Origin of the sequence: Nostoc sp. (assembly GCF_036917515.1) — a bacterium.
Taxonomy (GTDB): domain Bacteria; phylum Cyanobacteriota; class Cyanobacteriia; order Cyanobacteriales; family Nostocaceae; genus Nostoc.
In genome coordinates this window covers 31,383-56,800 of the sequence record NZ_JBALDE010000152.1, presented here as the reverse complement: position 1 = coordinate 56,800, position 25,418 = coordinate 31,383, and the positions used below count along the sequence as shown (strand labels likewise).

General features: G+C 38.9%; 21 protein-coding genes and 2 pseudogenes. 7 read left to right on the top strand and 16 right to left on the bottom strand.

Annotated features, from left to right (window positions below; translation table 11 throughout):
* Nucleotides 1-9: 9 nt before the first annotated feature.
* The gene (locus V7K89_RS19730) at nucleotides 10-204 is read right to left on the bottom strand and encodes a hypothetical protein (protein WP_335084683.1); all 195 of its coding nucleotides are present in this window, start codon (nucleotides 202-204) and stop codon (nucleotides 10-12) included.
* A 56-nt stretch (nucleotides 205-260) separates the two neighbouring features.
* Complete coding sequence (locus V7K89_RS19725) at nucleotides 261-1,331, bottom strand: glycosyltransferase family 4 protein (RefSeq protein WP_335190023.1); 1,071 nt, start codon at nucleotides 1,329-1,331, stop codon at nucleotides 261-263.
* A gap of 458 nt (nucleotides 1,332-1,789) precedes the next feature.
* Between V7K89_RS19725 and xth the strand changes: the two genes are divergently transcribed.
* Nucleotides 1,790-2,572 carry an exodeoxyribonuclease III gene (xth, locus tag V7K89_RS19720; protein WP_335190021.1) on the top strand — a complete coding sequence of 261 codons (783 nt, stop codon included), beginning with the start codon at nucleotides 1,790-1,792 and terminating at the stop codon, nucleotides 2,570-2,572.
* 91 nt (nucleotides 2,573-2,663) lie between these two features.
* On the opposite strand, the gene V7K89_RS19715 is transcribed toward xth, so the two are convergent.
* The 4 genes from V7K89_RS19715 to V7K89_RS19700 all read right to left on the bottom strand — a co-directional run bounded on the left by V7K89_RS19715 (nucleotide 2,664) and on the right by V7K89_RS19700 (nucleotide 6,134).
* Nucleotides 2,664-3,752, bottom strand: a complete 1,089-nt coding sequence (locus V7K89_RS19715) for a T3SS effector HopA1 family protein (RefSeq protein ID WP_335190019.1) — start codon at nucleotides 3,750-3,752, stop codon at nucleotides 2,664-2,666.
* Between the two features lie 104 nt (nucleotides 3,753-3,856).
* Entirely contained in the window at nucleotides 3,857-5,116 is a 1,260-nt protein-coding gene (locus tag V7K89_RS19710; RefSeq protein WP_335190017.1) for a phosphotransferase family protein, read from the bottom strand.
* 255 nt (nucleotides 5,117-5,371) lie between these two features.
* On the bottom strand, nucleotides 5,372-5,581 hold the full coding sequence (locus tag V7K89_RS19705; RefSeq protein WP_335190015.1) for a hypothetical protein: 210 nt from the start codon (nucleotides 5,579-5,581) through the stop codon (nucleotides 5,372-5,374).
* 232 nt (nucleotides 5,582-5,813) lie between these two features.
* Entirely contained in the window at nucleotides 5,814-6,134 is a 321-nt protein-coding gene (locus tag V7K89_RS19700; protein WP_335190013.1) for a TMEM14 family protein, read from the bottom strand.
* A gap of 87 nt (nucleotides 6,135-6,221) precedes the next feature.
* On the opposite strand from V7K89_RS19700, the gene V7K89_RS19695 reads away from it, so the two are divergent.
* The 3 genes from V7K89_RS19695 (at nucleotide 6,222) to V7K89_RS19685 (ending at nucleotide 10,508) form a co-directional block, all read left to right on the top strand.
* The gene (locus V7K89_RS19695) at nucleotides 6,222-7,571 is read left to right on the top strand and encodes an ATP-binding protein (protein WP_335190011.1); all 1,350 of its coding nucleotides are present in this window, start codon (nucleotides 6,222-6,224) and stop codon (nucleotides 7,569-7,571) included.
* 178 nt (nucleotides 7,572-7,749) lie between these two features.
* A complete protein-coding gene (locus V7K89_RS19690) occupies nucleotides 7,750-9,087 on the top strand; it encodes a tellurite resistance TerB C-terminal domain-containing protein (RefSeq protein WP_335190008.1) in 1,338 nt (445 codons plus the stop codon).
* A 92-nt stretch (nucleotides 9,088-9,179) separates the two neighbouring features.
* Nucleotides 9,180-10,508, top strand: coding sequence for an ATP-binding protein (locus tag V7K89_RS19685; RefSeq protein ID WP_335190006.1), 1,329 nt, complete (start codon nucleotides 9,180-9,182; stop codon nucleotides 10,506-10,508).
* 202 nt (nucleotides 10,509-10,710) lie between these two features.
* Here V7K89_RS19685 and V7K89_RS19680 read toward each other — a convergent pair whose 3' ends face one another.
* Nucleotides 10,711-11,193 carry a cupin domain-containing protein gene (locus V7K89_RS19680; RefSeq protein WP_335190004.1) on the bottom strand — a complete coding sequence of 161 codons (483 nt, stop codon included), beginning with the start codon at nucleotides 11,191-11,193 and terminating at the stop codon, nucleotides 10,711-10,713.
* Nucleotides 11,194-11,579: 386 nt separating this feature from the next.
* Here V7K89_RS19680 and V7K89_RS19675 point away from each other — a divergent pair, with 386 nt between their 5' ends.
* Entirely contained in the window at nucleotides 11,580-11,813 is a 234-nt protein-coding gene (locus tag V7K89_RS19675) for a helix-turn-helix domain-containing protein (RefSeq protein ID WP_442941716.1), read from the top strand.
* Between the two features lie 368 nt (nucleotides 11,814-12,181).
* Here V7K89_RS19675 and V7K89_RS19670 read toward each other — a convergent pair.
* Both V7K89_RS19670 and V7K89_RS19665 read right to left on the bottom strand, forming a co-directional pair.
* A pseudogene (locus V7K89_RS19670) lies at nucleotides 12,182-12,765 on the bottom strand (Uma2 family endonuclease).
* A gap of 71 nt (nucleotides 12,766-12,836) precedes the next feature.
* Nucleotides 12,837-14,039, bottom strand: a complete 1,203-nt coding sequence (locus V7K89_RS19665) for an AGE family epimerase/isomerase (RefSeq protein ID WP_335190002.1) — start codon at nucleotides 14,037-14,039, stop codon at nucleotides 12,837-12,839.
* A 177-nt stretch (nucleotides 14,040-14,216) separates the two neighbouring features.
* On the opposite strand from V7K89_RS19665, the gene V7K89_RS19660 reads away from it, so the two are divergent.
* Nucleotides 14,217-15,116 carry an aspartoacylase gene (locus tag V7K89_RS19660; protein WP_335189999.1) on the top strand — a complete coding sequence of 300 codons (900 nt, stop codon included), beginning with the start codon at nucleotides 14,217-14,219 and terminating at the stop codon, nucleotides 15,114-15,116.
* Between the two features lie 275 nt (nucleotides 15,117-15,391).
* Here V7K89_RS19660 and V7K89_RS19655 read toward each other — a convergent pair whose 3' ends face one another.
* From V7K89_RS19655 to V7K89_RS19635, 6 genes and pseudogenes are all read right to left on the bottom strand, one after another.
* Nucleotides 15,392-15,637, bottom strand: a complete 246-nt coding sequence (locus tag V7K89_RS19655) for a histidine phosphatase family protein (protein ID WP_335189997.1) — start codon at nucleotides 15,635-15,637, stop codon at nucleotides 15,392-15,394.
* Nucleotides 15,595-15,798, bottom strand: a pseudogene (locus tag V7K89_RS35980) (histidine phosphatase family protein); the annotation flags it as partial. The gene V7K89_RS19655 and the pseudogene V7K89_RS35980, both read right to left, overlap by 43 nt.
* A gap of 307 nt (nucleotides 15,799-16,105) precedes the next feature.
* Nucleotides 16,106-16,900: a Tab2/Atab2 family RNA-binding protein gene (locus V7K89_RS19650; RefSeq protein WP_335189993.1), complete on the bottom strand. Its 795-nt coding sequence runs from the start codon at nucleotides 16,898-16,900 to the stop codon at nucleotides 16,106-16,108.
* A 317-nt stretch (nucleotides 16,901-17,217) separates the two neighbouring features.
* A complete protein-coding gene (locus V7K89_RS19645) occupies nucleotides 17,218-17,487 on the bottom strand; it encodes a YciI family protein (RefSeq protein ID WP_335189991.1) in 270 nt (89 codons plus the stop codon).
* Between the two features lie 147 nt (nucleotides 17,488-17,634).
* Nucleotides 17,635-20,085 (bottom strand): phenylalanine--tRNA ligase subunit beta, encoded by a 2,451-nt coding sequence (pheT, locus tag V7K89_RS19640; protein ID WP_335189989.1) that lies wholly within the window; start codon nucleotides 20,083-20,085, stop codon nucleotides 17,635-17,637.
* A gap of 280 nt (nucleotides 20,086-20,365) precedes the next feature.
* Complete coding sequence (locus tag V7K89_RS19635; RefSeq protein ID WP_335189987.1) at nucleotides 20,366-20,875, bottom strand: hypothetical protein; 510 nt, start codon at nucleotides 20,873-20,875, stop codon at nucleotides 20,366-20,368.
* A 1,029-nt stretch (nucleotides 20,876-21,904) separates the two neighbouring features.
* Between V7K89_RS19635 and V7K89_RS19630 the strand changes: the two genes are divergently transcribed.
* Complete coding sequence (locus V7K89_RS19630; protein ID WP_335189985.1) at nucleotides 21,905-23,065, top strand: hypothetical protein; 1,161 nt, start codon at nucleotides 21,905-21,907, stop codon at nucleotides 23,063-23,065.
* Between the two features lie 272 nt (nucleotides 23,066-23,337).
* On the opposite strand, the gene V7K89_RS19625 is transcribed toward V7K89_RS19630, so the two are convergent.
* A complete protein-coding gene (locus V7K89_RS19625; protein ID WP_335189983.1) occupies nucleotides 23,338-24,744 on the bottom strand; it encodes a response regulator in 1,407 nt (468 codons plus the stop codon).
* Between the last annotated feature and the right edge of the window lie 674 nt (nucleotides 24,745-25,418).

Below are 25,418 nucleotides of genomic sequence, written 5' to 3'. Positions count from 1 at the left end.
GTTGAAAAACTAGGTATTCACCGCTGGCTGGGGAACCACTCCGGTGTTCCGGGTTTCCACATTAGCCACATTAGGCAGGCGAGTAGCAGTTAATAGCGGTACTTCTTGTCGGCATGATAGGCAAAACCAATATAGTTCACCATGACGGGCATGACGCAGGAGGGAACCACCGCAGCATGGGCAGGTGTTGGCTCTCGTACTCATACCAATATCCTCCTTAAAAAAATTGTTGTTTTAAGCTGATTAAAAAAAGCAGTTAATTAAAACTGAATTTTAGCTGCATGAATGCGGCCATTCGATTCTATGCGGTCTTTAATAATTTGTCTGTAAACAGCTTCATATCCGTTAACCATTTGGCTAACACTAAAGTTGTTTTCTATGTGTTTTCGACAGGTTTGACGATTGAGTTCCAAAGCTAGTGGAATCGTTGTCGCCATTTCTGCATAGCTATTGCAGATAAAACCTGTCTTGCCGTGGGCAATAACTTCAGATACGGAACCGAAATTCATGGCAATCACTGGTGTACCAGTTGCCATTGATTCAATCATTACTAAGCCAAAAGGTTCTTGCCAGCTAATGGGGAAAAGAGTTATCGCAGCATTGCCCAGAAGTTGAGTTTTTTCGGTGTGGTTAATTTCACCGAGATACTCGATTTGCTGACCATCTATATGGGGGACAATCTCTTGTTCAAAAAACTCAGAGTATACTGCATCAACCTTTCCTGCCATCTTCAAGCGCCAACCACTTTGTTTAGCAATGGCAATCGCATGTTGCGGGCCTTTATCTGGCGAAAAACGACCTAAAAATGCTAAATATCCAGGTTCTAACGGTTGGGCTACGAATGGGTAATCTACTAACTCAATTCCGTTATAAACCGTACCAACATAATTAAGATCGATTTGACGCTGCGAGTTACTAATGCTGATGTATGGTTGCTTTTGGTAGTAGCTAAATGCGTGACGGTTATCAGTTGTAAAATTATTGTGCAGGGTGTGGACTGTAGAGGTTACTGTTATCAAACTCGCTAAAGGTAATGCCGAAATCCCTACATGAGAATGGATAATATCGAATTGGGCAGCATGTTGGTAAACTTGGCTTAATTCTAACATTTCATACACTGCATACTCTTTCACGTTTGGGTCTAAGCGCAATGCATGTGGATAAACTGCTTCTAAATGAGCCAAGGTTTGAGAATCACCAGAGGCAAATAAAGTTACCTCATGACCGCGACGAACAAGTTCATCAGTCAAGCGACTCACTACCAGTTCGATTCCTCCATAATTAGGAGGTGGAACCCTTTCCCATAAGGGGGCAACTTGAGCGATTTTCATAAATTTTTCTGGTTCAGTCTATGAAATTGTCCTCAATATTATGAGTGACATCATTATTTTATGAGTAAAGAGCATTTGTACTTACTCTTTTGACATTTAAATTAACCTAACAGACTAACAAAAGCGCAATAACGGTTAACCGTACCGCAAATTTTCTACCGACAAATCTAACGGACTATCGGCGAAAGTCAACTCTTATCTACACTTCTAACCTATAGCTAACCTATTACTTGTTGCATCTATCTTGGGAATCATAATAAGGTAGAATATTTTGTAGCACAACCTACAAAATGGAATGTTTTGTAGCTGCAAATACTAAATTCTGGAATGGGATCAAGTCATTAAAGCTTCATTTAAAGGTAATTAGCAAAGAGAACAGAAATTATAAATATTAAGTAATTGTACAATAATTACATAATTCGTAATTAGTAATTTAGAAAAAATCTGATAATTAACTAATGAAAATCGCTACTTGGAACGTCAACTCAATTCGCACTCGCCTTGAACAAGTTATCGATTGGTTAACCCTGAATCCCGTTGATGTTCTTTGCTTGCAAGAAACTAAAGTTGTGGATGCTGAATTTCCGCGATCGCCTTTTGAGCAGTTAGGCTATAACCTTTATATGTCAGGACAAAAATCTTATAACGGCGTAGCCCTGATTAGCCGCCAGCCACTCCTAAATGTCAGTAGCGGGTTTAGGGCAATTTTGTCAGATTTACATCACGAATGGGACGAGCAAAAGCGCGTGATTACAGGTGTAATTGATGGTGTTCGGATTGTGAACTTATATATTCCTAATGGCGCAGCGGTAGGAACTGAAAAATACGAATACAAACTACGCTGGTTGACAGCCCTACACGAGTATTTACGATTGCTGGTGTTATCAGAATCTGCAATTTGTGTGTGCGGCGATTTCAATATTGCCCCTGAAGATAAGGATATTCATGAACAAGTGAGTACAGAAAATCACATTATGGCAACAGAAACAGAGCGTCAAGCCTTACGGGATATTCTGAAACTGGGATTTGCCGATGCTTTTCGCAAATTCACCACAGAAGGCGGAAATTATAGCTGGTGGGATTATCGCGCCGCCGCCTTCCGTCGTAACTTAGGTTGGCGTATTGACCATCACTATCTCACACCAATCTTGTATGAGCGTGCTAAAAGTTGCATCATTGATATCGCACCCAGAAAATTAACCCAACCCAGCGACCATGTGCCGGTAATTTTGGAATTTTGAATTAGGCATTGGGCATTGGGGAAAAACTTGCTGCAACTTCTCTTATACTCCCTTATCCCTTATCTCCATGCCCCATGCCCAATTAATCTAATCAATTTAACGGCTTATAAATATCCTCAGAATAGGGATTGAGATAAGGACGCTGTAAATCTATTAGGTGTCGCGCAAAGTGTTGGTCAATAACCCTCATCCGTTCTTCCATCGCATTTTTACCTTTTTGCCAAGCTTCCAACAAAGCATTAGCAACGATTTGGCAACGGTTCATCCCAAAACTTTCTTGTGCCGCAAATTTTTGGGTTGGTTCCTCAGCTAAACCTAACCCTGGAGCTAAAAATTTGGTAAACAAAGGAATTTCGGGCTGGAAATGGGATTGATTTTCGATATAAACACTCTGAAGGATTGTGCGGATTGCTGGATAGTCAGGAAGTTCAAAGTAGAGTAGCCCCGAATCATAGCGTCCGTATGCAGAGGGGTTGTGGAGAACCTGAAAGCTAAAGGGAATCAAGGCTGCATTTAGTTGTAATGTCAAGTTTTCCATGAGAGCGATTGCACCAGATGCCGTAAAGTTAAAGTAGATTCGCCCTGCTCCTAAATCGGCGTCTGGGTTGCTTTGCCGTTCTTGTCCAATATTGCTAACTGCTAAGTAACAGCCATTTTGCAGTCGATTTTTGGGCATCCAGATTGCTACCATGTCACCCACTTTGGTAGATTTTTTACTGGATTCTAAATGGCAGTCTGGCTCAATATAAAGTGTTAAACCGCCTTTAGTCACAGCCATAGTCCCATCAGGTTCTTTGCGTAACACCTGCCATCGAGGGTCAAAGTAACCTATGCCGTGATTACTGGCGTGCAGTTGTTCATAAAAGTCCCAGTCAATCTCTAAAATAGAATTATCTGCTAAATTATGCTTTTGTGGGCGATTAGTATTATCATTATTGACTGCCAAAGTACTTTGCAGGGAGCCATTGTAATAGATTCCATAAAGAAAATTTCGTAGTAGGAGAGTAAGATACTTCTGTTGTAAATCTACGGAATTTTGCTGAAATCTCTCGGCTATTTTAGTCGGCAGAGCGAAGGGTTGATAATTGGGATGGTAAATACAAAAATTGGACTCAATCTGGATATTCTGAGTAATATCAAATAGAGAATTTAGTGATTGATTGATAGAGGAATTTAGCATTAATCCATTCAAAAATCAAACTTTAAAAAAATAGAATTCAGGAATCAGAATTCAGAATTTAAGTATGTATGACTGGTTTGGTAGCGCGGTCTTATCCTTTGGTATTAACAACCACGCAGCCGAGTTTTTTCGTAATAAATCCGAAGTAACTGCTGTTCCTTTACAGGCTGAGGAAATTTATGAATCTTTGCCATATAATTCAGCATTTCTGACTCTGATATCCCAAAGATAGTCAGCACAGCTTGTTCTGGCATTACAAGTAAACTTTTAGCTACTTGCAGCATACAGAGTTCAGCATTATTAAAGTATTTTTGGCACGTAATCATGTCTTGAATTTGATGAATTAGTGCCAGTCCCGCAAACTGGATAACCCGCGAAATAAAATTATTGCGGTATTCCAAAATCATCGGGAAAGCATTTATATAAGCCCTAATTAAGGCAATAATTGAAGGTTGTAAAATCTCTAACGGTGTTAACGCCAAATGTAGAGATTCTTCTAGCTCAATGGTGGGGTCTACAACCAGACTCTTAAGCCAAATTCCTAAATAGCTTGCCAGTAAAGTTCCTAAATCAAAGGCTGGGTCTCCCCAAGAACAAGCTTCCCAGTCAATTAGTCGTACAAGACAATTGTCTAGTTGTTCCCACCTGGAATGAACCAAAATGTTGTTCAATTTTAGGTCGTTGTGAGTTAAGCAGCAAGGATTCCAGCTATATGCCAAATCTGCGATCGCAGATGACAAACTCTCGTATTGTTGATAGATAACATAGAATTTCAGTGCATCCGTGGGAACAGTTCCAAAAATCTCCGGCCCAATTGACCCTACCCCTTGAGCTGGATTATAAAACCCATAGCGAAACTCTCCTTGGGGAGCAGTTGCCATAAAATCCCGATATTCTCGGCGGTTGTAGGTGGCGCGATGCAATCTTGCCAAAGTCGTGCCGATGGCAGAGGCAATTTCTTGGGGAAAAATCTCATTGTTGTGGTAGAATGTCGCAAGCTCTAGATATTCACTGAAGTAGCTACGGACGAGAATCGAATTTCCTTCGTCAAAATGCACTACCAATGGCGCGTAGTTTACTGCTGTAGGCATCGCTGAAGTATTACCTAGAACTGGAAACTGTTGGAGCAACTGGTGAAACAGCCACTCCTGAAACAATTCATGAGGCGCGCCGTCATTGTTGTTAACCTTACGTTCTTGTTTCAGGAGCAGTTGGCGATTATCTGCTAAAGTCACTAGTAAATTAAAATTGTTCTGACTACTTCCTGGCAACTCAGATTTATCTGATGAGCCATCTTCTGAGCTACACAGACCCGCGTCTTGCAGATACTGGATAACGTTATGAGAAGAAAGTGATAATACCATGTATTATTTCCTACTTCATTAAATTACTTAAACTTATCGTGTCAAATTTACTTGGTCTTAAGAGTTTTCAGTAGATAGGAACTAATGCAAGAAGAGAGATGTGAATAATAATAAAGATTTCTACAATCTACTAATATCCCATATTTGGGAGAAAAACCTGCCAAAATGGCACCAAGTACTTTGCAATTCCTTTAAAATTTGCTCCGATATACCTTGACATCTTTACACTTTATCAGCATAGTTACTTAGATACATCTACAGTAAGTTTTGTCGTAGAGCTTTTTGATGTGGCAAAGAAGCATCCCCAGCAAAAAACTGATTGGCAGCAGATGTTATTTGATGTTTAGTAGTCATCCTCAGAGCAGCGAAGAATTTCAGTAATCCTTCGCGGTACGAAGCACGCGATTCAACACTATTACTTTTATTTATCATCACAAAGCCAAAAAAACCGGAGTTTTTCGGCAATTAATAATTATTTTTTGATTTAATTTTCAGAATTGATGTCTGGAATGCTTATTATCAGGTTGTTTTTGTCACCTACAAATTGTAGATGACTATGGGCGATCGCAAATAAAGCCTACATGAGCGCATCTTATAGAACTGTTTAAGTAATATAAATGTACTAATATAATTCAAAGCAGGGAAAGTCATGCCATACCAAAAAAACAGGAGAATGGTTATTGCTTAGAGACTAGTGCTACCTTAAAGCCACAAATTGATTCACCATCACCGCCAATGCCAATATACCCAAAATCGTCATTAATCCCGCAGGCATAAACTTACGTGTTTTTACTAATCGAAATGCAAATAAAACTACTAAACCAGCAGTAACTAACAATGCTAAAATCGAACCCCAAGTTTGTCCTTGGAGTTGAAAGTAAGCGGCAAGTATTAGTAATAAACCGCTAATGCTACCGCTTAGGAGTGAAACTCTACTTGTAGCTTGAATGTAGCCAATAACGCCACCAGCAATCGCTAATATGCCGTAGGCAAAAGCAGCAACTATACCTAAATTCATTGTTAAAACCTATGTAGACTTTGACTTTACTGCCAGGGTCAGCAGACAATTTACCATAGCTATTTAGCTATACCACACAATTGATTAATGGATAATCAAGCGATACCAATGGCAAGTACTTCCTCATATACAAAGGTTCAATATCTCCAGCGCCAAGCAGCCTCACTTTTACTGTACCAATCTGTTCTGCAAGGTGAAGTGGGGATAGCATTTCTGGAACTTTTGCAAGCTATACGTTACGCTCAAGCCGATGCACGGAGTTGTCTTCAAGCCTACGGCAGTTACTTTTACGCTTTGGCTGCTAGAAATCAAAATTGGGAAGACTATTTAATTACTCAAATTCTCTTCTCTGAGAATCCTTTTACAAGGTTGGCGGGAGTGCAAGAATTTGAAGATTTGCCCCCAGCTTTAGTAACAGCAGTTCAGCATGATTTACAAGCATTACAAAGTCTCTATGAATGTAGTAGCGCTTCTTTGAGCGAGTGGGTACAAGGTGTAGCTCATATGCCGATTTCACCGGTAGTCTGGTATAAAGGGCAAGAATTAGTAGGAGTAGAGACAAAATTCACTACATATCTAGAAGAGTTAGATAATTGGGGTGATGCTGTAGAAGAGTTAGCAGCTTATTATCGGCAATGTGGCTCTGGTTTATTTGCAGAATATCGCGCTTTACGCTGGCAATCTGGGCAGTTTATCGGTATCCGCTATTCTGACCCGGTTAAACTGAGTGCGCTTGTCGGTTACGAATCTCAAAGAGATGCTTTGCTGAAAAATACAGAGTTTTTATTATCAGGAGAGATGGCACTGCATGTATTACTTTACGGTAGTCGCGGTTCTGGCAAATCTTCTTTAGTGAAATCTTTGTTGAATGAATATAGTAATCACAGCCTCCGCTTATTGGAAGTGGCAAAATCTGATTTAAAAGACTTACCAGAAATTGTGGAACATTTACGGGGTGTGTCACAAAAATTTATTATCTTTGTCGATGACCTTTCATTTGAAGATGATGATGATGCCTTTAAAGCCCTCAAGGTAGTTTTAGAAGGTAATTTAACGGCGCGCCCTCAAAATGTAGTGGTGTACGCTACCTCTAATCGCCGCCATCTGATTCGGGAGTTTTTTGTGGATAGACCAACTCCCAAGGATAACGAAGAAATCCATGCCTGGGATACGATGCAGGAGAAGCTTTCGTTTAGCGATCGCTTTGGTTTAACTTTGACCTTTGAACCAGCCAATCAGAAAACTTATTTAAAAATTGTACAACATCTAGTGACACAAGCTGAAATTAATATTACCCAAGAAGATTTGGAATTTCAGGCATTACAATGGGCAACTCGTCATAATGGTCGTTCTGGACGTACAGCACGGCAGTTTGTTGATTTTTTAAAAGCCGATTTAACACTTTTTAATACAGGTAATAATACATCCAATACGTAGTATGAAATTTTATTGATGATTGTACTTTTTTGTGATTTACACAACAATGTTATGCACTAGTAAGTAAAATTAGATACTTGAGAACGATTACGATCCTAAAGTTGATAAAAATGCTTTGTTTCACTAAACCAATTAATTAAGTATTTTATATGTAGATAATTTTGAATTAATAATTACTATGAGAGCTACTTATTCAGATAATTTAACTACGCTAAAAACCAGCAATATGCAATCAGTAACGATCAGCAATCGATTTATACTAGTGATAGTTGCCTTTAGTGTGAGTTTTGGTCTTAGCCTTGTTCCAAGTTGGGATTTTAATAAAGCCTTTCTCACAGGTGTAATTACTGCTGTTACTATCCATACAACAGCATTATTCATAGACAAGCGACGCAGAAATTATGAAATGTTTGTTTTAGGTTCTCTCCGCAAGCGAATTAAAGATATGGAGGGATTAAAAGCTCGTGTTGTCAGAGAAATAAATCAAATTGAAGAACATCATAATTTACTCTATGCTGAATCACAACAGTTGCAAAATCAAGTCATAGAAAGCCATAGCCAAAGAGATAGTTTACATCGAGAATTAAGAACATTTGCAGGACAAAAGAAGCAATTAGAAACAGAAGTTAGTAGCCTGCAAACTGAAATTAATAATTTGCAGAACAATCAAACTGAATTGAATAATGCTTTTTCTATCCTCACAGCAGAGAAGCGCCGTTTAAAGTCAAACTGTAATGTATCTCGTGCTGAAATCACCCAATTGCAAAGTCAAATTTCTGAGCTACAATACGAGAAACAAGAAGTTGAAAGTAATTTAACTCTTTTAGGCAGACTAAAACCTCAATTAGAAGAAAAATTATACGAACTGCGAATTGCAATTCAAGAGCTAGAAGTTGAGACAACCCAAAAGAATCAATTGCTTGTAGCAACAAAAACCGAAAGAGAAAATATCCAAGCTATTCTTAATTCTTCAAAAACCCAACTAGCAGAACACAAAGCCGAATTACAGCAATTACAGCAACAAGTTTCATTATTGCAAGAAGAACGAGACTCATTACAAAATCAAGTATGGGAATTACTACAACAAGTAGAAACATGCAATCCAGAGCTTTTGTCTGATAAGTCGCAAGAAGATAATAGTGAGTTGTTTCCATTTTCCGAAATAATTGAATCTTCAGATATCATTGATAATTCGGAAGTTGAGACATCGGAAAATGTCTCTGAAGAATGGACTAATTTTTTAGAAAATCTCCCAGCATACGAACTACAAGTATTAAAAGCTATAGTCGAACAAGATAATCCTAATGCTACTATTAAAAAAATTGCTGAAGCAAACATTACTATGCCAAATCTATTAATAGATTCTATAAATGAACGAGCCAATGATACTATTGGGGAATTAATCATTAATTCAAATTCGGAAATTCCAGAAGTTTATCAGGAATATATGACGCATGTCCAAAAAATAATTGCAATGTATGAAGGTTTCATGACTAGACATGCTTCGTCAAATTAAATTATTATTACCGTCGTAAGATTAGTAGTAAGGTGAATATCTTACCTACTTACTGCGTGCTTCTGCGTTGAGAATAAAATAAAGTGTAAGACATGGCAAAGCTCAAAATCTCGAAGAAAATCTCCACTGCTTTAATAAATTCCCTTGGTGCAGGGGTAGTACCAAGAGTAGGAATTGAATATATAGCAGTAGGTCGAGAAAAAGAACTAAAAAGCCTATTACAAAATCTCGATGATATAGCAGAAGGTGTAGCAGCATTTCGCTTCATAATTGGTAACTACGGTTCTGGTAAAAGTTTTTTATTGCAACTAATTCGCAACCGGGCTATGGAGCAAGGTTTTGTAGTAGCTGATGTTGATTTATCCCCAGAACGTCGATTAGCTGGAAGCAACAATGAAGGTGTAGCTACCTATCGAGAATTAATGAGCCACTTAGCTACAAAAACTCGTCCTGATGGTAGTGCTTTAGTTTCTATTTTAGAAGGATGGATTAATAAAATTCAACAACAAGTGGTTAAAGAAACTGAAATACGCCCGAATGACGATGGTTTTGATGACCAAGTTGAGTCGAAAATTAGGGAAGTAGTTCAGTATATTGAAGACTTAGTTCACGGTTTTGATTTTGGTAGTGTGATTATCGCTTATTGGCGTGGATACCGATTGGATGATGATAATTTAAAAAATGCGGCAATGCGCTGGTTACGTGGAGAATTTACTACTAAAGTTGAGGCGAAAGCAGCTTTAGGAGTGCGCGTCATTATTGATGATGATAGTTGGTATGACTATATAAAACTATTTGCTAAATTTGTCGCTGAAATTGGTTATAAAGGAATGTTAGTTTTAGTTGATGAAGCCGTACATTTATATCAAATATCTACTACGGTAACGCGAGAAAAGAATTATAATCGACTTCTAGCAATGTTTAACAATATTATGCAGTGCAAAGCAGAACATCTTGGTATTGTCATTGGTGGAACCACTAAATTTTTAGAAGACCCCAAACGGGGACTTTTTGCAGACCAAGCTTGGCAAAGACGCACAAAAGAAAGCCGTTTTGTTGTACAAGCTAATGTTCAGGAACATTTAGGGCCAGTAATTCGGCTAAATCCATTGAGTGAAGCAGAAATTTTGACGCTTCTGCAACGTTTAACTGAGATTCATGCACTCAATTTTGGGTATGAACAGACTTTGACAAATCGTGAGTTGAAGGAGTTTGTGCAAGAAATTATTAATCGCCTGGGTGCAGAAGCATTACTGACACCAGGGGAAATTGTGCGAGATTTTATGAGTGTGTTGAATATTCTTCACCAAAATCCAGGAATTACGTTTGCTGAATTAATTCATGGCTCTAAATTTAAACCGACTGCTGTGGGTAAAGATGCAGATGTGGATGAGGATGGTGCCGCCGAATTTAGTTTGTAATTAATAATCAAGATATTGAGCCTAGAACATTATTTAAATCTTCAGTTTTCTGTGACACTTTGCAAAGTTGGTAAACTCTTCCAGATTTAACTTGAGAGGGTTAACACGATTAAACTCTGGTAACTCATATCGTCATCTGTGTGATACCATTTCAAAGACTAATGAGTAAACCTCTGACACAAGTCAAAATCTCTCATCAAATTCATCTTTTTTCAGGATTGATTAAAATAGCTTTTGGTTGATTAGCATTAAATAGAGAAGCAGACAACAGAATAATCGGTTTGTTTGTTTGGTTTTCTCCATAATGAACTATTCCGACAGATTCAACTAAAGAATCTCCAACTGTAAGCTGCATAGTTTTTCCTTTTTGAAGAATCAATACTGTGCCGTTAGCTTTGGTTACTTTAGCTTCTCCTTCTACAACAGTAAAAGTTAAAGTTCCCGCTTCTACTCGTCCAATCTGCATTCCCGGATGAGTATGAGTAGGGAGTTTTGTTCCTGGTGCGATGGTATAGCGTACAAGTTCAAGAATCTGCTTTTGATCTTGAGTAGGATAACCACTCGCTAAAACTTCACGGGTAACAGATTGAGTGTAAGTATTGGGTGAGGAGATTTCTTGGCTCTTAACAACTACACTACCAAAAGCTAGGATAGCTAAAGGAAGAATCAGAGATAGTTTTCTCATATTAAAAGTTTTTTGTTTTGGCAATACCTTTAATTAAATCATTTTGCGTTTCGTTTGTCTAATTACTTAACTTGCCAGTGCTATTAAGATAATTTTCTGAGTACATTTTGAACCTCATCTGCCCTTTATGGATTAAGTTCAATGTACCTTTCATCTACTATTTTAAAATAGGTTTTGAAAATATATTCAAAAACTATTTCATCTTCATCAAGATTGCTAACAAGACATCGAATTAATTAAAGCAAGGCTTAATTGGGCAAAAGAGCATCATGCACAAAACTATAGCCTGAAAAAAAGGAAGAGAAAATGACTGAAGAAATCAGTGTAAAAGAAGTAGCAGTAATGTCTTTGCAGATTTAGGTCTAGCAAACCTGGATGAACTACTTGTGAAAGCAGAACTTGCACGTCAAATCAGTGAAATCATCGCTAAACAGGAGATGAATCAAGTTAAAGCCGCCGCACTATTGGGAGTTGATCAACCTAAGATTTCTGCTTTAATAAGGGGAAAACTATCAGGTTTTTCAACAGAGCGACTTTTCAGATTTTTAAATACTTTAGGTTGTGAAGCAGCCCTGAAGACGGGTTTCCCGTCGCAGGGGACTGCTGAACCCGAAGGGTGATGTGGAAATAGTGGTGAAGTTGAAACCCAAATCTCAAACATAGGCTCAAACAAAAGTTTGTAGTTATGTATTAGAAAACTGAAAAATGCTTACTTACAGCATAGACAGAAGAGATTTTATTTCACTTATCTGCCTGTCAATTACATTAAAATGATTATCAAGCATTTTTAGCATTCTCAATAGCTTGTCTGAACCCATGTAATTCGGAAACAAATCTAAAATTAATATAATTAGTTTGATGTGGTGCATACTAACAGCATACTTTTTGCGTATTTTAGTATAATATCAATTATTTAAAATATAAAGTATCAGTATTTAAACGTATTTCAGAGAATAAAACACTTTCTTACGCGATCATACCAACAAAATCATTCACTAGCACTCTCTGGAAACAAGCAATTTAAGTCTAATAAAGCATTTTCAAATCCAGGAATCGCTACTGACTGATTAGATAGAGAAATCTGCTTGCTGAGATAGCTAAACTTATTTTGAGCATTTTGATACGGTTGGTTATGACGCTCAAGTTGACGAGCCAGTAAATTCACAATCCAGTAATGAAAAATTCCAGCTTCTGCATACAATGAAAGCTTGGTTGTTTGATCGTAATCTAGAGTTTTATCTGAAATTTCAATCACTAACAAAATATCTTCAGGATAGGGATGATGAGCGAGATAATCTTCATCTCTTCCTCGTGCAATGCATCCGGCTCAGGCTCACTCTGATTAGGAAGGGTGATAGGATCTTGTCCACGGATGACTGCTTGATCACTTAAAAGCCGATCCAATTGACGGTACAGTATAGAACTACAAACTGTATGAGGTGTTCCCTTTGCTGTCATTTGAATTAGTTCTCCTCGAATTAATTCAATATGATTGGCCTCTGTGAGAAATCCGAGTTCAATCAATCGATGGTATTCAGCGATTGTAAATCGCTTAGGTGTCACAGTATTCATCAGACATCCTTACAATGGCAATGATTCCACTTTTACTTGTACACTAACAGAGATTAAACTGGCTGTGTTGTTTACTGCCGCAGGCTTTGCAATGCCTCAAATTGCTGCCAACAAAGGTACAATGCACGCGGTACATGAAAACATCCTTTCCATTTGCCGCCTTTGAGGTTTAACAATACTTCCCCACGCCGATTGAGATAGCCAAACCACTCACCGTATTCTGAATCAGCAAAATGTGACCAGGCGTAATCGTGCATCTTTTGATACCATTCCCAACACACCTCACGCCCAGTTAGGCGATAGCCCATCGCTAATGCAACCAAAGACTCTAAGTGAACCCACCACAGCTTTTGATCCCATTCCAATTGTTGTGGGGGATGACCATCTGCATCCATAAAGTAATACAATCCGCCGTATTCGCTATCCCAAGCAAAATTCAAGATGTTTAGCACCACATCAACGGCTTGGTTAATAGTTTTGGTATCGTTTTGGCGACGCGCGATGTCCATGATAAACCACATCGCTTCGATACCGTGGCCTGGATTAATCAGCCGTCCCTCAAAACAATCTATGTGGGAACCGTTAAGGGCAACGTTTTCGTACATTAGTCCCCGTTCTTGGTCGAGAAAATCGGTCATCACTTCGCGGACTGTCTCAGCTAGGACATTCTCTAGTGTTTCCTTTGGCAGCAACCATTCCATTTCTAGAGTCAGGTTGGCTAAAATCATCGGTACAGCTAATGATTTCATCGGGCGTGTGCCGGGATAGGTTTTATTATATTTGCCTTTGGGGTTGTCCTTGCGGCGTAATACATTATTGTAAGCCTGCATTGCCACATCCTTTGCCCATTCTTCGCCGCCAGCGAGTGCATATTGACTAAATGCCATTGCTGCAAAGCAATCAGAAAAGATATTGTAAGGGTGAACCAATGGTTTCCCTTCACGGGTGAGGGCAAAGTACCAGTTACCATCACTATCTCTGCCATGTTGAGCGAGAAAATTAGCGCCATTGCTAGCAATTTTTAACCAGTTTTCGCGTTTTTCTAGCTGGTTATAAAGCATAGAAAAAGTCCACACCTGGCGGTTTTGCAGCCAGATGAATTTGTCTGTATCATAAATTTTGCCTTCGCGATCAAGGCAGGTGAAATAGCCGCCTTGCTGCCAATCAAGAGAATATTTTTCCCAAAAGGGGAGTACGTCGTTGAGGAGGGCGTTTTTGTAAAGTTCAGCGTAGGCGTAGCCCGCCGGAGGCATCGCTTGAAAATTATACTCCATAAATTTCCTCCCCTTTTGTGCTAAAACCAACAGCTTAACAGTTATCATATTTTGGCTCGAACATGGAGCGTTCGCGTCAGTCTTTTACAAGATTTAGTCAGCAGCAGTTATACTTCTATCTTGTATCTTGCAGCATTCTCAATAACTGTAGGGTAGTTTTTTAGATATGAGGTTGTTATGAGTCAGATTGAACGAGTTGCGATCGTTGGAGGAAACCACGGTAATGAGTTAACAGGAGTACATTTAGTCAAAAAGTTTCAGCAATATCCTAATTTAATTAACAGGGCAAGTTTTGAAACTCTGGTATTACTTGGTAATCTCAAGGCTATTGAAGAAGGTAAACGATACATTGACAAGGATTTAAATCGTTGTTTTACTAATCAAGGCTTACAAAATCCCCAACTTTCAAGTTATGAAGATACGCGGGCAAAAGCAATTAAACAGATATTGCAACCACCAAATCAGCCTTTTGTAGATGTAATTATTGATTTGCACAGCACAACTGCCAACATGGGGTTAAGTCTGATTTTGTCTGATATGCATCCTTTCTTACTTCGGTTAGGCGCTTATCTAAGTTCAATAAATCCTTTAGTGAAAGTCTGTATTAATCAGCAATCAAAAGAAGATGGTTATCTCCGTTGTTTGTGTGAATTGGGTTTTGTTATAGAAGTTGGGGCTGTAGCTCAAAATGTTTTAAACGCCGAATTATTTCAGGAAACAGAACAGCTTATTTATACAGTTTTAGATTATTTTGAAGGGTGCAACCAGGGGAATGTTCCGCAGACAAGCAACCACCTTACACTTTATAAATACATTCAGACTATTGATTATCCGAGAAGCGATGCCTATGGCGGGCTGCGCCTACACGGAGAAATTCAAGCTATGATTCACCCCCAGCTTCAGTTTAGGGATTATGAACCTTTACATCCAGGCGATCCAATGTTTCTGACTTTTGCAGGAAAAGATATTTTCTATAAGGGCGAGTCTACTGTTTATCCTATTTTTATTAATGAAGCGGCTTATTACGAAAAAGGAATTGCGATGTATTTAAGTCAAAAGCAAGAAGAAATAGTTTAATTTGTTCGCCCTTTTAACCTTACTCCCTGGCATTTATGCCATTTCCTGCAACGCCGTCCCAAGCAGCAATTTCAGCTTGATACTCTGTATTTTCAACATCCTGCCTTAGCGCTATAATCATTTCTGCTGCTAAAATTCGGCGGCGGTGTTTTGCCAGTAGTGTATTTTAATAAGATATTTTGATTTTAGCAGAGTCCAATTAAATGAATGCATTATGATTGATTCATTTATTTATTGCTTTTTAAAGTAGTTATTTCTAATGATTTGAAATCGGATTAAGGCAAAATTATAACCATCGGTAACTCAAGTTTCTGCCAGAATTGAAATGGCTCTTTGCCATTAAAATTCGTAGTAAACAGTGTGATGATAATACCGTGCAACACAATCACTACATTACCATTTGAAGTTTGAGCGATGATATTTTCTAAAGCTTTTTGGAAGCGTTGGAGAGCTTGAGTTACTGTTTCTTGTCCAATCACTAATTTATTTGGACTAGCAAAAAAAGCAGCAATGGTTTCCAAAAATTTTTTTCTTCTAAATAACCAATATTGCTATGATCGCACTCCTCTAGTCCTTCAACAACTTCAACCGATTTCCCAAATTGTTCAGCAATGAACTGGGCAGTTTCTATTGCTTTTGGCTCTGTACTAGCAGCGATTATTGTCGGTTGATAATTTACTAAATTCTTAGCTAGTAACTAGGCGTTTTGTTGTCCTTCTGTCGATAAATGCCAATCTTTAGCAGGCATACCTATTATTTTTTCTGGAATTGAATGTCTAACTAAAATTAGTTTTCGTAAGCTATTCATGCTAATTCGTAAATTTAGTATGACTTTATCATCATACTAAAATTTGCTAAACTTATAACCTGGTCTATTATAGGCAAATTACAGTAAAGCGTAGACACATATTCCCTTGCAGTTAGACATCGCTTTAGTCGATTTCTTTAGCTATAAAAATTAAGCAGAAAAATATTTTTGGCAATTAATATCAATTTTCTGCCCGCAATAACCAAAAGCCGCTATAAGTCATACCAGAATCATCGGGTTGAACTAACAAAAAATGCAATCCTCGGCTTTGCTGCTTGCGTTGTTCAAATGCTTGGGCTGCTTTTGTAACTTCTGGATCTTCAAAAGTGGTAACAATCCACCTATCCACCAAGCCAGCTTCTAATATTAAGCCGTCTGGTGCGCCAGATATGTAATTCAAGCCTACGGGACGGGCTTGCTGCAACCACCGTGCTAGGCGCATTGATTGCCGTCCACCATAAATTACCACACCAGGGATGGGCACTGTTGAAGCTAAACCTAAATTGATTGGTTTGCGATGTTCTGGGATGTGCAAAATGGGAATGGGGCGATCGCTAAAACTCGTTTCTACATCACTAGCAGCTAGAGTCGCAAAACGCCATTGTTCTCCCCAGAGGTTTTCTGGTAATGGTGCTGGAGGTGGTTTATCCAGCGTTAACGGATATTGCTTTTCTTCTAACCACTGCTTTAACGCCAAGGTGTGGCGGGTAGGTTCGACATTAATACTTAAATTGCGTCCAGCCGCTTCAATTAAACTTAGAGACTGGGGACGAAACACCTGAATTACATCTGGCAATTTTTCACTAGCAGCTAGCTCAAGTTGAGCAGCTACCCAATTAGAATTTGCTGCTGACTGGAGACAGGTGGCTTCATACTTAAAGCTGCGAGTTGCGTCACAAATCAACAACTCCCATAAAATTTGTCCAGACGCATCTTGTGAGGGACGACGATAAAAATCAACCTGCCAAATTTTCATACGCTGGGGAGAGGTAGGGGGAGCAGAGGGAACACAAGAGTGGAGTTCAAAGACTCGTCAGCGAGTATTAAAGACTCGTCAGCGAGTATCAAAGACTCATTCACGAGTATCAAAGACTCGTCGGCGAGTATCAAAGACTCATTCACGAGTATAAAAGACTCGTCGGCGAGTATCAAAGACTCATTCACGAGTATCAAAGACTCATTCACGAGTATAAAAGACTCGTCGGCGAGTATCAAAGACTCATTCACGAGTATAAAAGACTCGTTCGCGAGTATTAAAGACTCATCCCCTATTCCCCATGCCCAATGCCCAATTTATAAAGCCTGAATCCATTCTTTGACAGCATATTCAGTCCAAATGCCATTTTTCCAGTAGGGGTCATTTTCAATCAACTGGCGCACAGTGGCTTCGTCTTCGGCTTCGTAAATGCCAAAAACTTTTGTAACATCCTTGGTGGGGCCAATGGTAATCAGCACACCGGATTCTTTCTGTTTTGCTAATCCGTCTAAATGAGCTTGACGATAGGGGGCGCGTTTTTCGATAACGTCTTCGCAGTAAGTTCCCCAGAGTACATATTTAGGCATAGCTAATTAATTCCAAATAAAAAAATGAACAAGGAGTGGGGAGATAAGGGAGATGGGGGAGCAGGGGAAGCAAGAGTGGAATAACTAATACCCAATGCCCCATGCCCCATGCCCCATGCCCCATGCCCCATGCCCCATGCCCAATAACTAACTTCTCAAGTTGACACCGAATTTTTCCACTAAGGCTTCGCGGACTTTATTGTGTACTGGTTCCACTTCTGCTTCAGTAAGGGTGCGATCGCTAGCCCGATAAATTAAGCGGAATGCTAAACTCCGCTGTCCTTCGGGGACATTTTCACCACGATATTCATCAAATAATTCCACCGATTCGAGCAAATTTTTGCCAGCTTTGGTAATTACTTTTTCAATTTCGACAACTGAAATTTTTACAGGTGCGAAAAAGGCAATGTCGCGATCGCTCGCTGGATATGTAGAATAAGGCTGGAATGTAGAGACGAGAATTTCATCTTCTCCCAAAGAATCTAAAAGCACATTTAGATCCAACTGAAAGACATAAACGGAATCTGGTAAACCTTTTTCTCGTCGCAGTTGGGGATGGAGTTGTCCAAAAATACCTAGGCTGTTACCCCGAATCCATAGGGAAGCGGTGCGTCCTGGATGTAAGCGATCGTCGCGGCGATCGGGTTGAAATTCGATTTGCAAGCTAAGTTGCCGAAATACACTTTCTAAAATGCCTTTGGCTTCAAACCAGCTGATCGGTTCTTCGCGTCCACTTTTTGACCATTTGCCAACGGAAATATCCCCTCCCATAATTCCTGCCAGGGCTTCTGTTTCTTGCAAACCGTCTTCTTCTTGCCAGAAAATTTGCCCGATTTCAAAACCGTTGAGGGCACCATTACCCTGCTCTAAATTGTATTGAAAGGCATCAATTAATCCAGAGATCAAATCGGTTCGCAGTGCTGAATATTCGACAAATAACGGGTTTGACAGTACTATATTTCTGTCTTCTCCTGGTTTGACTAAAGAATAGTGGATTAATTCTGTCAATCCTTCAGCCCGCAGGAAAGCTCGTAATTTGCGAATCACTTCCTCATCTAAAGGTAGATAGCCAGCTTCCGCTTTGTCTGGCAAAGTATCACAGAATTTGTTGTAACCATAGAGACGCGCGATTTCTTCAATTAAATCAATTTCGCGCTCTAAGTCGCGGTAACGATAGGGTGGTACGGAAACTGACCACGTAGGTTGATGGGTGCTATCTTCTCCTGAAAAAGTCAACTGACATCCCAATGCAGTTAGAATGCGCTCAACATCTTGTTTTTGCAGTTCGCCTGTATCTTCTCCTAAATCGATGGGCCCCAATATCTGATTAACTCGGTCTAAACGCAGGGCGATAGAACGACTCCAACTAGATGGATCGGGGCGGGTGTCGGCAATTTCTTGCTGGACTATAATTCCACTCGCTAATTCGCTAATTAAGGATAAGGCGCGGCGATTAGCTATTTCCAACTCAGCTCGGTTAACTCCCCGTTCGTATCTGCCAGAAGCCTCACTTCTTAACCCAACACTCCGGGAAGAACGGCGAATTGCCACGGAATCAAATAAAGCTGCTTCTAAAACTAGGCTTTGAGTACCTTGATGGACTTCTGTTTCTTCTCCACCCATGACTCCCGCCAGGGCAATAGGTTTATCGTTAGCGGTGATTAACAAATTTTGGGATGCTAGAGTGCGAGTTTGTCCATCCAGAGTTTTGAGGGATTCTCCATTATTGACGAAGCGAACGCCGATAGTTAAATTTTCGCTACCTGCAACAGATTTTAGGCGATCGCCATCAAAAGCGTGCAGTGGTTGTCCCCATTCCAACAAAACGTAGTTAGTAATGTCCACCACATTACTGATGGGACGTACCCCAGCTGCCCGCAAACGCTGTTGCAGCCATTCGGGAGATGGAGCAATTTTGATCTGTTCAATTACCGTACCAATGTATGCAGGACAAGCTTGGGTATCGGCAATTTTTAAAGCTAAATTTCCAGCTTTTTTGGAAATAGAGACTTCAGCAGGTTCAAGAATGCTCAACTTTCCACCAGTTAAAGCTGCTACTTCTCTGGCTACGCCTACCATACTCAAAGCATCAGCGCGATTGGCAGTTGCAGTCAGGTCTAAAATTACATCATCTAAACCTAGTAACGGACGGACATCACTACCCAATGGTAAATTTTCTTGGGTAAAAATATGAATTCCGTCTATATCGGTGGGCAAACCGAGTTCCTTTAAAGAACAAATCATGCCCTGAGATGGGACACCACGCAGTTTTGCAGGTTTAATTTTTAAATCAATTTTGGGTAAATAAGTACCCGTGGTTGCCACTGGGACATAGATATCTGCCTTGACATTGGCAGCGCCACAGACAATATTAAAAGTTTCACCTCTACCGACATCCACTTGGCAAACACTCAATTTATCGGCATTGGGATGGGGTTGACGCTCAAGCACTTTGCCGATAACCACGCCATTTGCCCAAGTGCGGCGGTCTTCAATCTCTTCAACTTCAAACCCTGCCATTGTCAGGGTTTCGGCTAATTCTTCTGGACTAAGTTTTATCTCTACTAGTTCGCGCAGCCAATTTAGAGAAATACGCATGGAGTGTGCTTGTTTTAGGAATCGTCTTTTGCTCTTATTTTAGGATGCAAGAAGCGCTGGATGGCTACTCGCCCAGCAAGGCTTACCCTTTCACTTGAACAATCCTACTACGTTAGACTGGCAATGTAAAAATAAGTAAATACTAAGAATGTATCTACGCAGGAAAGTAAAGCATTATTTTTATTTGGTTGATTTTGACGTTAAACTACATACGCCCGGATTTCTCCTTTGTGAAAAATCCGGGCGTTTTGTTTTTGAAAAAAAGCGTGTCAAAGGTTAGTTATGTACTTTCTACTTCTCTACTAACAACAATTTTAATAATGTAGTCTTGGGGCGCGATCGTCTTTCCGCTGATTGGGTACGGGGAAACCTGTATCAATTTCACCGAATATTTATCTAAAAATTGAACTGGTAAAGGATCGCGACCTGGAATCAGGGTTAGCGTTAATGTTGAAACTTGCTTCCCATTTTTTATGATGTCTAATCCAATAATAACTTGCCCTTGCCAAATACAAGTTACATTAGTTGGACACCGAGAATCCTGGATAACTTTTGAAAATTTGATTTCAATATTTTCAGTGGGGAGGTAAGCTGTCTTTCCATATTTAAGATAAAATGAAGTATCTAAAGTCGTTCCAACTCTAGCCATCAATTGCTGATGATTACCTTGAGCAATTGATTGGACTTCAATTTTTGAAGGCTTGAGATTTGATAAGATTCCATAGCTAGGAAGACAATTTACTCCATTAAGAAACGCTAAGATAACTGCTGTACTCACTAAACTTTTCATTTTTATACTCCATAGTCAAAAATTTTTATTATTAATTGAGCTAGAAAGCAGGCTGATAAATTGTTCTGTTTTCTGCTAGAGTGAAGCTTCAAAATACAAAACGCAATTAGCTAACGCGATGTGCGTAGGCGCAGCCCATCGTAGACATCGCTTCTTGCATAACCATTCCGATTGAGAGCCATTTGGTTTCTCACGCTTGAGGTAGAATCCCATAAAACCAGCAATCTAAATATACAAGCTTTTTTCTGATTTCAAGAACTTAAACACAATAGCGCTTTTCAAAGAATTTATTGCTTAATTTATCTTGAAAATTCACTCTAGTTTTACTTTCTAGCATTATTACTGCATAGTTGAGCAATTATTACATTATGTAAAAGGGACATTATTTTTTCTCTGTTCTCAACAAGCCCAGTTTTTTGCGATGAGCAATTACCACGATTTCACAAGGCGTAGCCCGTCGTAGACATAGCTTTGAGACTTAAAAAATAAATCAAATGAGAAATACTGATTTTTTCGTTGGTTCTTAACATTGGTTGTGATCAAGAGTAATTTAGATGCGTTTACTCTGGCGATCGCAGAATTTAAATCTTTAAAACTCGATAAAATCTCCAAGTAATATTTTCTCACTAAATAGACTACAAAAATTACACTTCACCCTTTTTTGTAGTGTAATTATATTACATTGTATTGTAGAACTCCAAAGAGGTAAATTTGCCCTGTTTATACTAAAAAATCATTATAAAAACTGCCTCTGAAGCATTCACCATAAGGATTGTCGGACATTTTTATTAAATCTACCTCAACAATATCGAAAGAATAGACAATCCAATCTAAAGAATCGGCAATCCAATCGAAATTTTGTTCATTTTAAATGTAAATCTGATTTTCTATACTTTTACTAAGTGTGGTGCTTGCTGTTTTTATTAGTATTTTTGATTGAAAATGAAAGTAAAAAAATGCTTTCATTCATATTGTTGATCTTCCTCTTAATAGAGGAATTTCAGTTTGAGTAATAGGAGTTTAATTCTAATGGCAACTTCTGATAATAGCAATCAAACTACTGGGTCACAAAGTACTAGCAACAATTCAATTGGTAATGGCAATTTTTCTTTCAGTGATGGCAAATGGCAGTCTACCGATGGCAGCAGTCTAGATAGTGGCAGTGGCTTTGGTGGCGCTGCTAGTGGTAGTAATCCTTTCGCTTCCTTCATCGGTGGTGGTAACTCATCCACAACCAGTGAAGATGGAAAGTACAAATATAATTATGAGCGACCACTTGACGAGCGGGCTTTAACTGATACTAATAATCCGTTCAATCAACTCATCGGAGTTCTTGGCGGTGATATTACTGCGTTAGGTGATGGTAGCAACCCCTTTGCTGGTGGTGACGCATCTGGTAGTAACGCATCTGGTAGCAGTAGCAACCCCTTGGCTGACGCATCTGGTGGTGGTGCATCTGGTGGCGCTAGCAACCCTTTTGCTGGTGGTGGCGCATCTGGTGGCGCTAGCAACCTCCCTGGTAACTTACCATTTGGCAGCACTCCGCCTTCCAAGGAAAGTGGTACCAACCTACCTGAAACTGGCAACGGTCAACCTGTACCTTATAAGAGCGACAACTGGATATCTGATATTCAAAAATTAGATGGTGCAGATGCTATCGGTAACAGTGGCCAAGGTAACGGTAACTGGCTATATGGTAGTAACAACACAACCGACGGTAATGGTAACTGGAATTTTGGTAGCGGTAACACAACCAACGGTAACGGTAACTGGAACTACGGTGATGGCAGCAAAACCGAAGGTAATGGCAATTGGGGCTTTGGTAACGAGAGCACAACCAACGGTAACGGTAACTGGAACTTAGGCAATAACAACGACATCCTTGGTAATGCCAATACACTACCTGGTAGTAAAAACGATATCCTTGGTAGTGGCAACACTGCCAATGTAACTAACAGCAATCTCCTGGGAAACCGGATTGAAGCCAGTGGTGATGACAAAACACTCGTTGGTAATGAAGGCTGGAATTTCCCTGTTAGTGGCGAACTGATATCACTAGGTAGTACTAAGCCTAGCCAAGATATAGGAACTGATGTCAGCAGTTTACTCAGCAGTTCTGACCTTGTAACATCCGCTATGTCAAATCCAGGCTATAACAACCCAAATTATGATTTCTCTACCATAGCCTAAAAGTTTGTAGCAGATAGGAGCCAGTTTTTGCATCGGTAAGCCTGTCTATTGTAGCAATGGCCTTTTTACCAACTTGAGTTAATTATATTTTGAATACAATACTTCTGGATTAAGCTTTGCAGTTGACATTGCTCTCATTGAGCGGCGCAAGAATCAACCTTCTAGCACTTCAAGAATTTCAATCTGTAATTAACCCAGAAGTATTACTCTTTGAAATGTAGTGGGTAAGGTATAGAAGAAATAATTAACCGCAACTCATTGGAATGATTAATTTAAGTCAAATGCATAAAGACTATTTTTAGTAATTCGGCACGGGTAAACGGTTTGGTTAAATAGCCAGATGCCCCGACTAATTTGGCTTTTACTTTGTCTACAATCCCTTTATTTCCAGTGACAAAGATAATAGGAGTGTTTTGAAACAAGGAATTATTTCGTATAATCCGGCACAACTCATAGCCATCGATTCCTAGCATGTTTAAATCCAACAAAATTAAATCAGGTTTGTGTCTTATAATTGACAAAACTGCTTTCATTGGCTCGTTAATAGTCACTACAGAAAAATTTTCATTTTCTAAGAAATAACTAATTTCTTTAAGAATTGTGGGGCTATCATCTACAGAAACAATTTTATGGGCTTTTTGTACCGTTACAGTAGCAGCCGTTACTCTTTGGGAAACAGAATTTATGTTATTTGATATTGTTGGTTTCTGAAAGTTTTCTTTTGAATGAGTAGAAAATTGTGGTAATCCCTGAGCAGGAACTATTTTCTCTTTAGGAATATTTGGATAAGAATTTACAGTGATACTTAGTTCTTTTTTGGTGTCAACGAACCCTGAAATCAATTTTGAGCAAAGCGTAGGCGTAGCCCGTCGTAGATATTGCTCCTCAAAAATCTTTGGTAATTTATCAAATGGTGGGTCGGGTTCATGGAGGATAATCGCACCCTTAAGGATATAAGGGTATAAATTTTGAGCTAGTTGAATTTCATCTTGATTCAAAATGGCAGCCAGATGACACAGACTAAAACCCTTCATCCAGTTAATTAAATCTGGCTGTAGATTTGGTAAATCTTGGTCATCAAACTTGCTACTAATCAATAGATATGGACGTTGATATGGAGAAGAAATTTTCGGTACAAAAGCCTGCCAATTCTGTAATCTTATTTGGCAATATTCTAAAATCTTTTCTACACCTAGTCTGCAAATTTTTGGCATTCTATTGAGTGGTTCTGTTAATTCATAAGTACCTTCTTTGATGAGCAAAAATGATTCAATTACCTCTTTAACTAATTCTTGAACCAGCACTGCTGCTTGTGTAGAATGTAGATATTGTTGACTAACAAGCCAGGATATAGCCTGATACTCAGGAGGGTAGCTTCTCGAATTACTGTCATTTTTGATTAACTGACTGTGTGAGTCAGGTTCAAACATTAGCCGTACTTGAACGCGAACCTCATTTGTAAGGAGTGGAATTTGCTGGCTGAGGCGTTGCAAATAGCGTTCTAGTCGATCAAAGGGTTCTACGGAATGGGTAGCGTAAGTTATTTTGCCCTGTTCTAAGTAAATCGACCAAGAAACTGAGTTACTTAATACTTGTAAACAAGTACTGTCGGAACAATTGGATAATTGTCTTAACAAACTTAGAGGACATAGTTTGGTAAATGTACCTGAGTTATTCATATTTTTCAAGTTTTTTGCGGAATTAACAACCGAACATTTGTAGATTGAAAATATGAGCTATAAAGTATTCTTTTCTTTCTAATATTTTTCTACTCACAAATTATTTGTTTGAAAATATGTACATATATTAAAAATTGTAAGTTTCATAAGCTATTTGTTACATTTTGCACATTTTACTTAATCTATCTCCAAAAACAAGTAGGTATCAATAAAGGTAAACATTTATCATAGCTAGATTATCAGTCGATGTTGTTTAATTCTGGATTTTGTTAACTACTGACAACTTTTGAGTGAAGACCTTAATAATGACGTTTATTTATACCCACTCACTTCAGAGGCAAATTTGATTCCAAGTTCGCGCAGTTACACTGGTATAATTCTAGAGTTAACGAGCTTAATTATGGTTAATTACTCTTCCTTAAAGAAACGATTCTTCTACATAAAATCTTTAAAAATTTATCTAGGAAAGTTTACATATTTATTGTACTGTAGGTTTAATGGATATAAATTTTTGGTAGATACATTACAACAGGTAATACTGGGTTTTGATAAACTCTTTTTTGCTAAACTAAGCTGTGCTCAAGTTCATCTTAAATATATAGAGTATATAGAGAACTTCATGAAAATAATTTGTTTAATAAAGATTAGAGCATCTACCACTAGATACTATATTC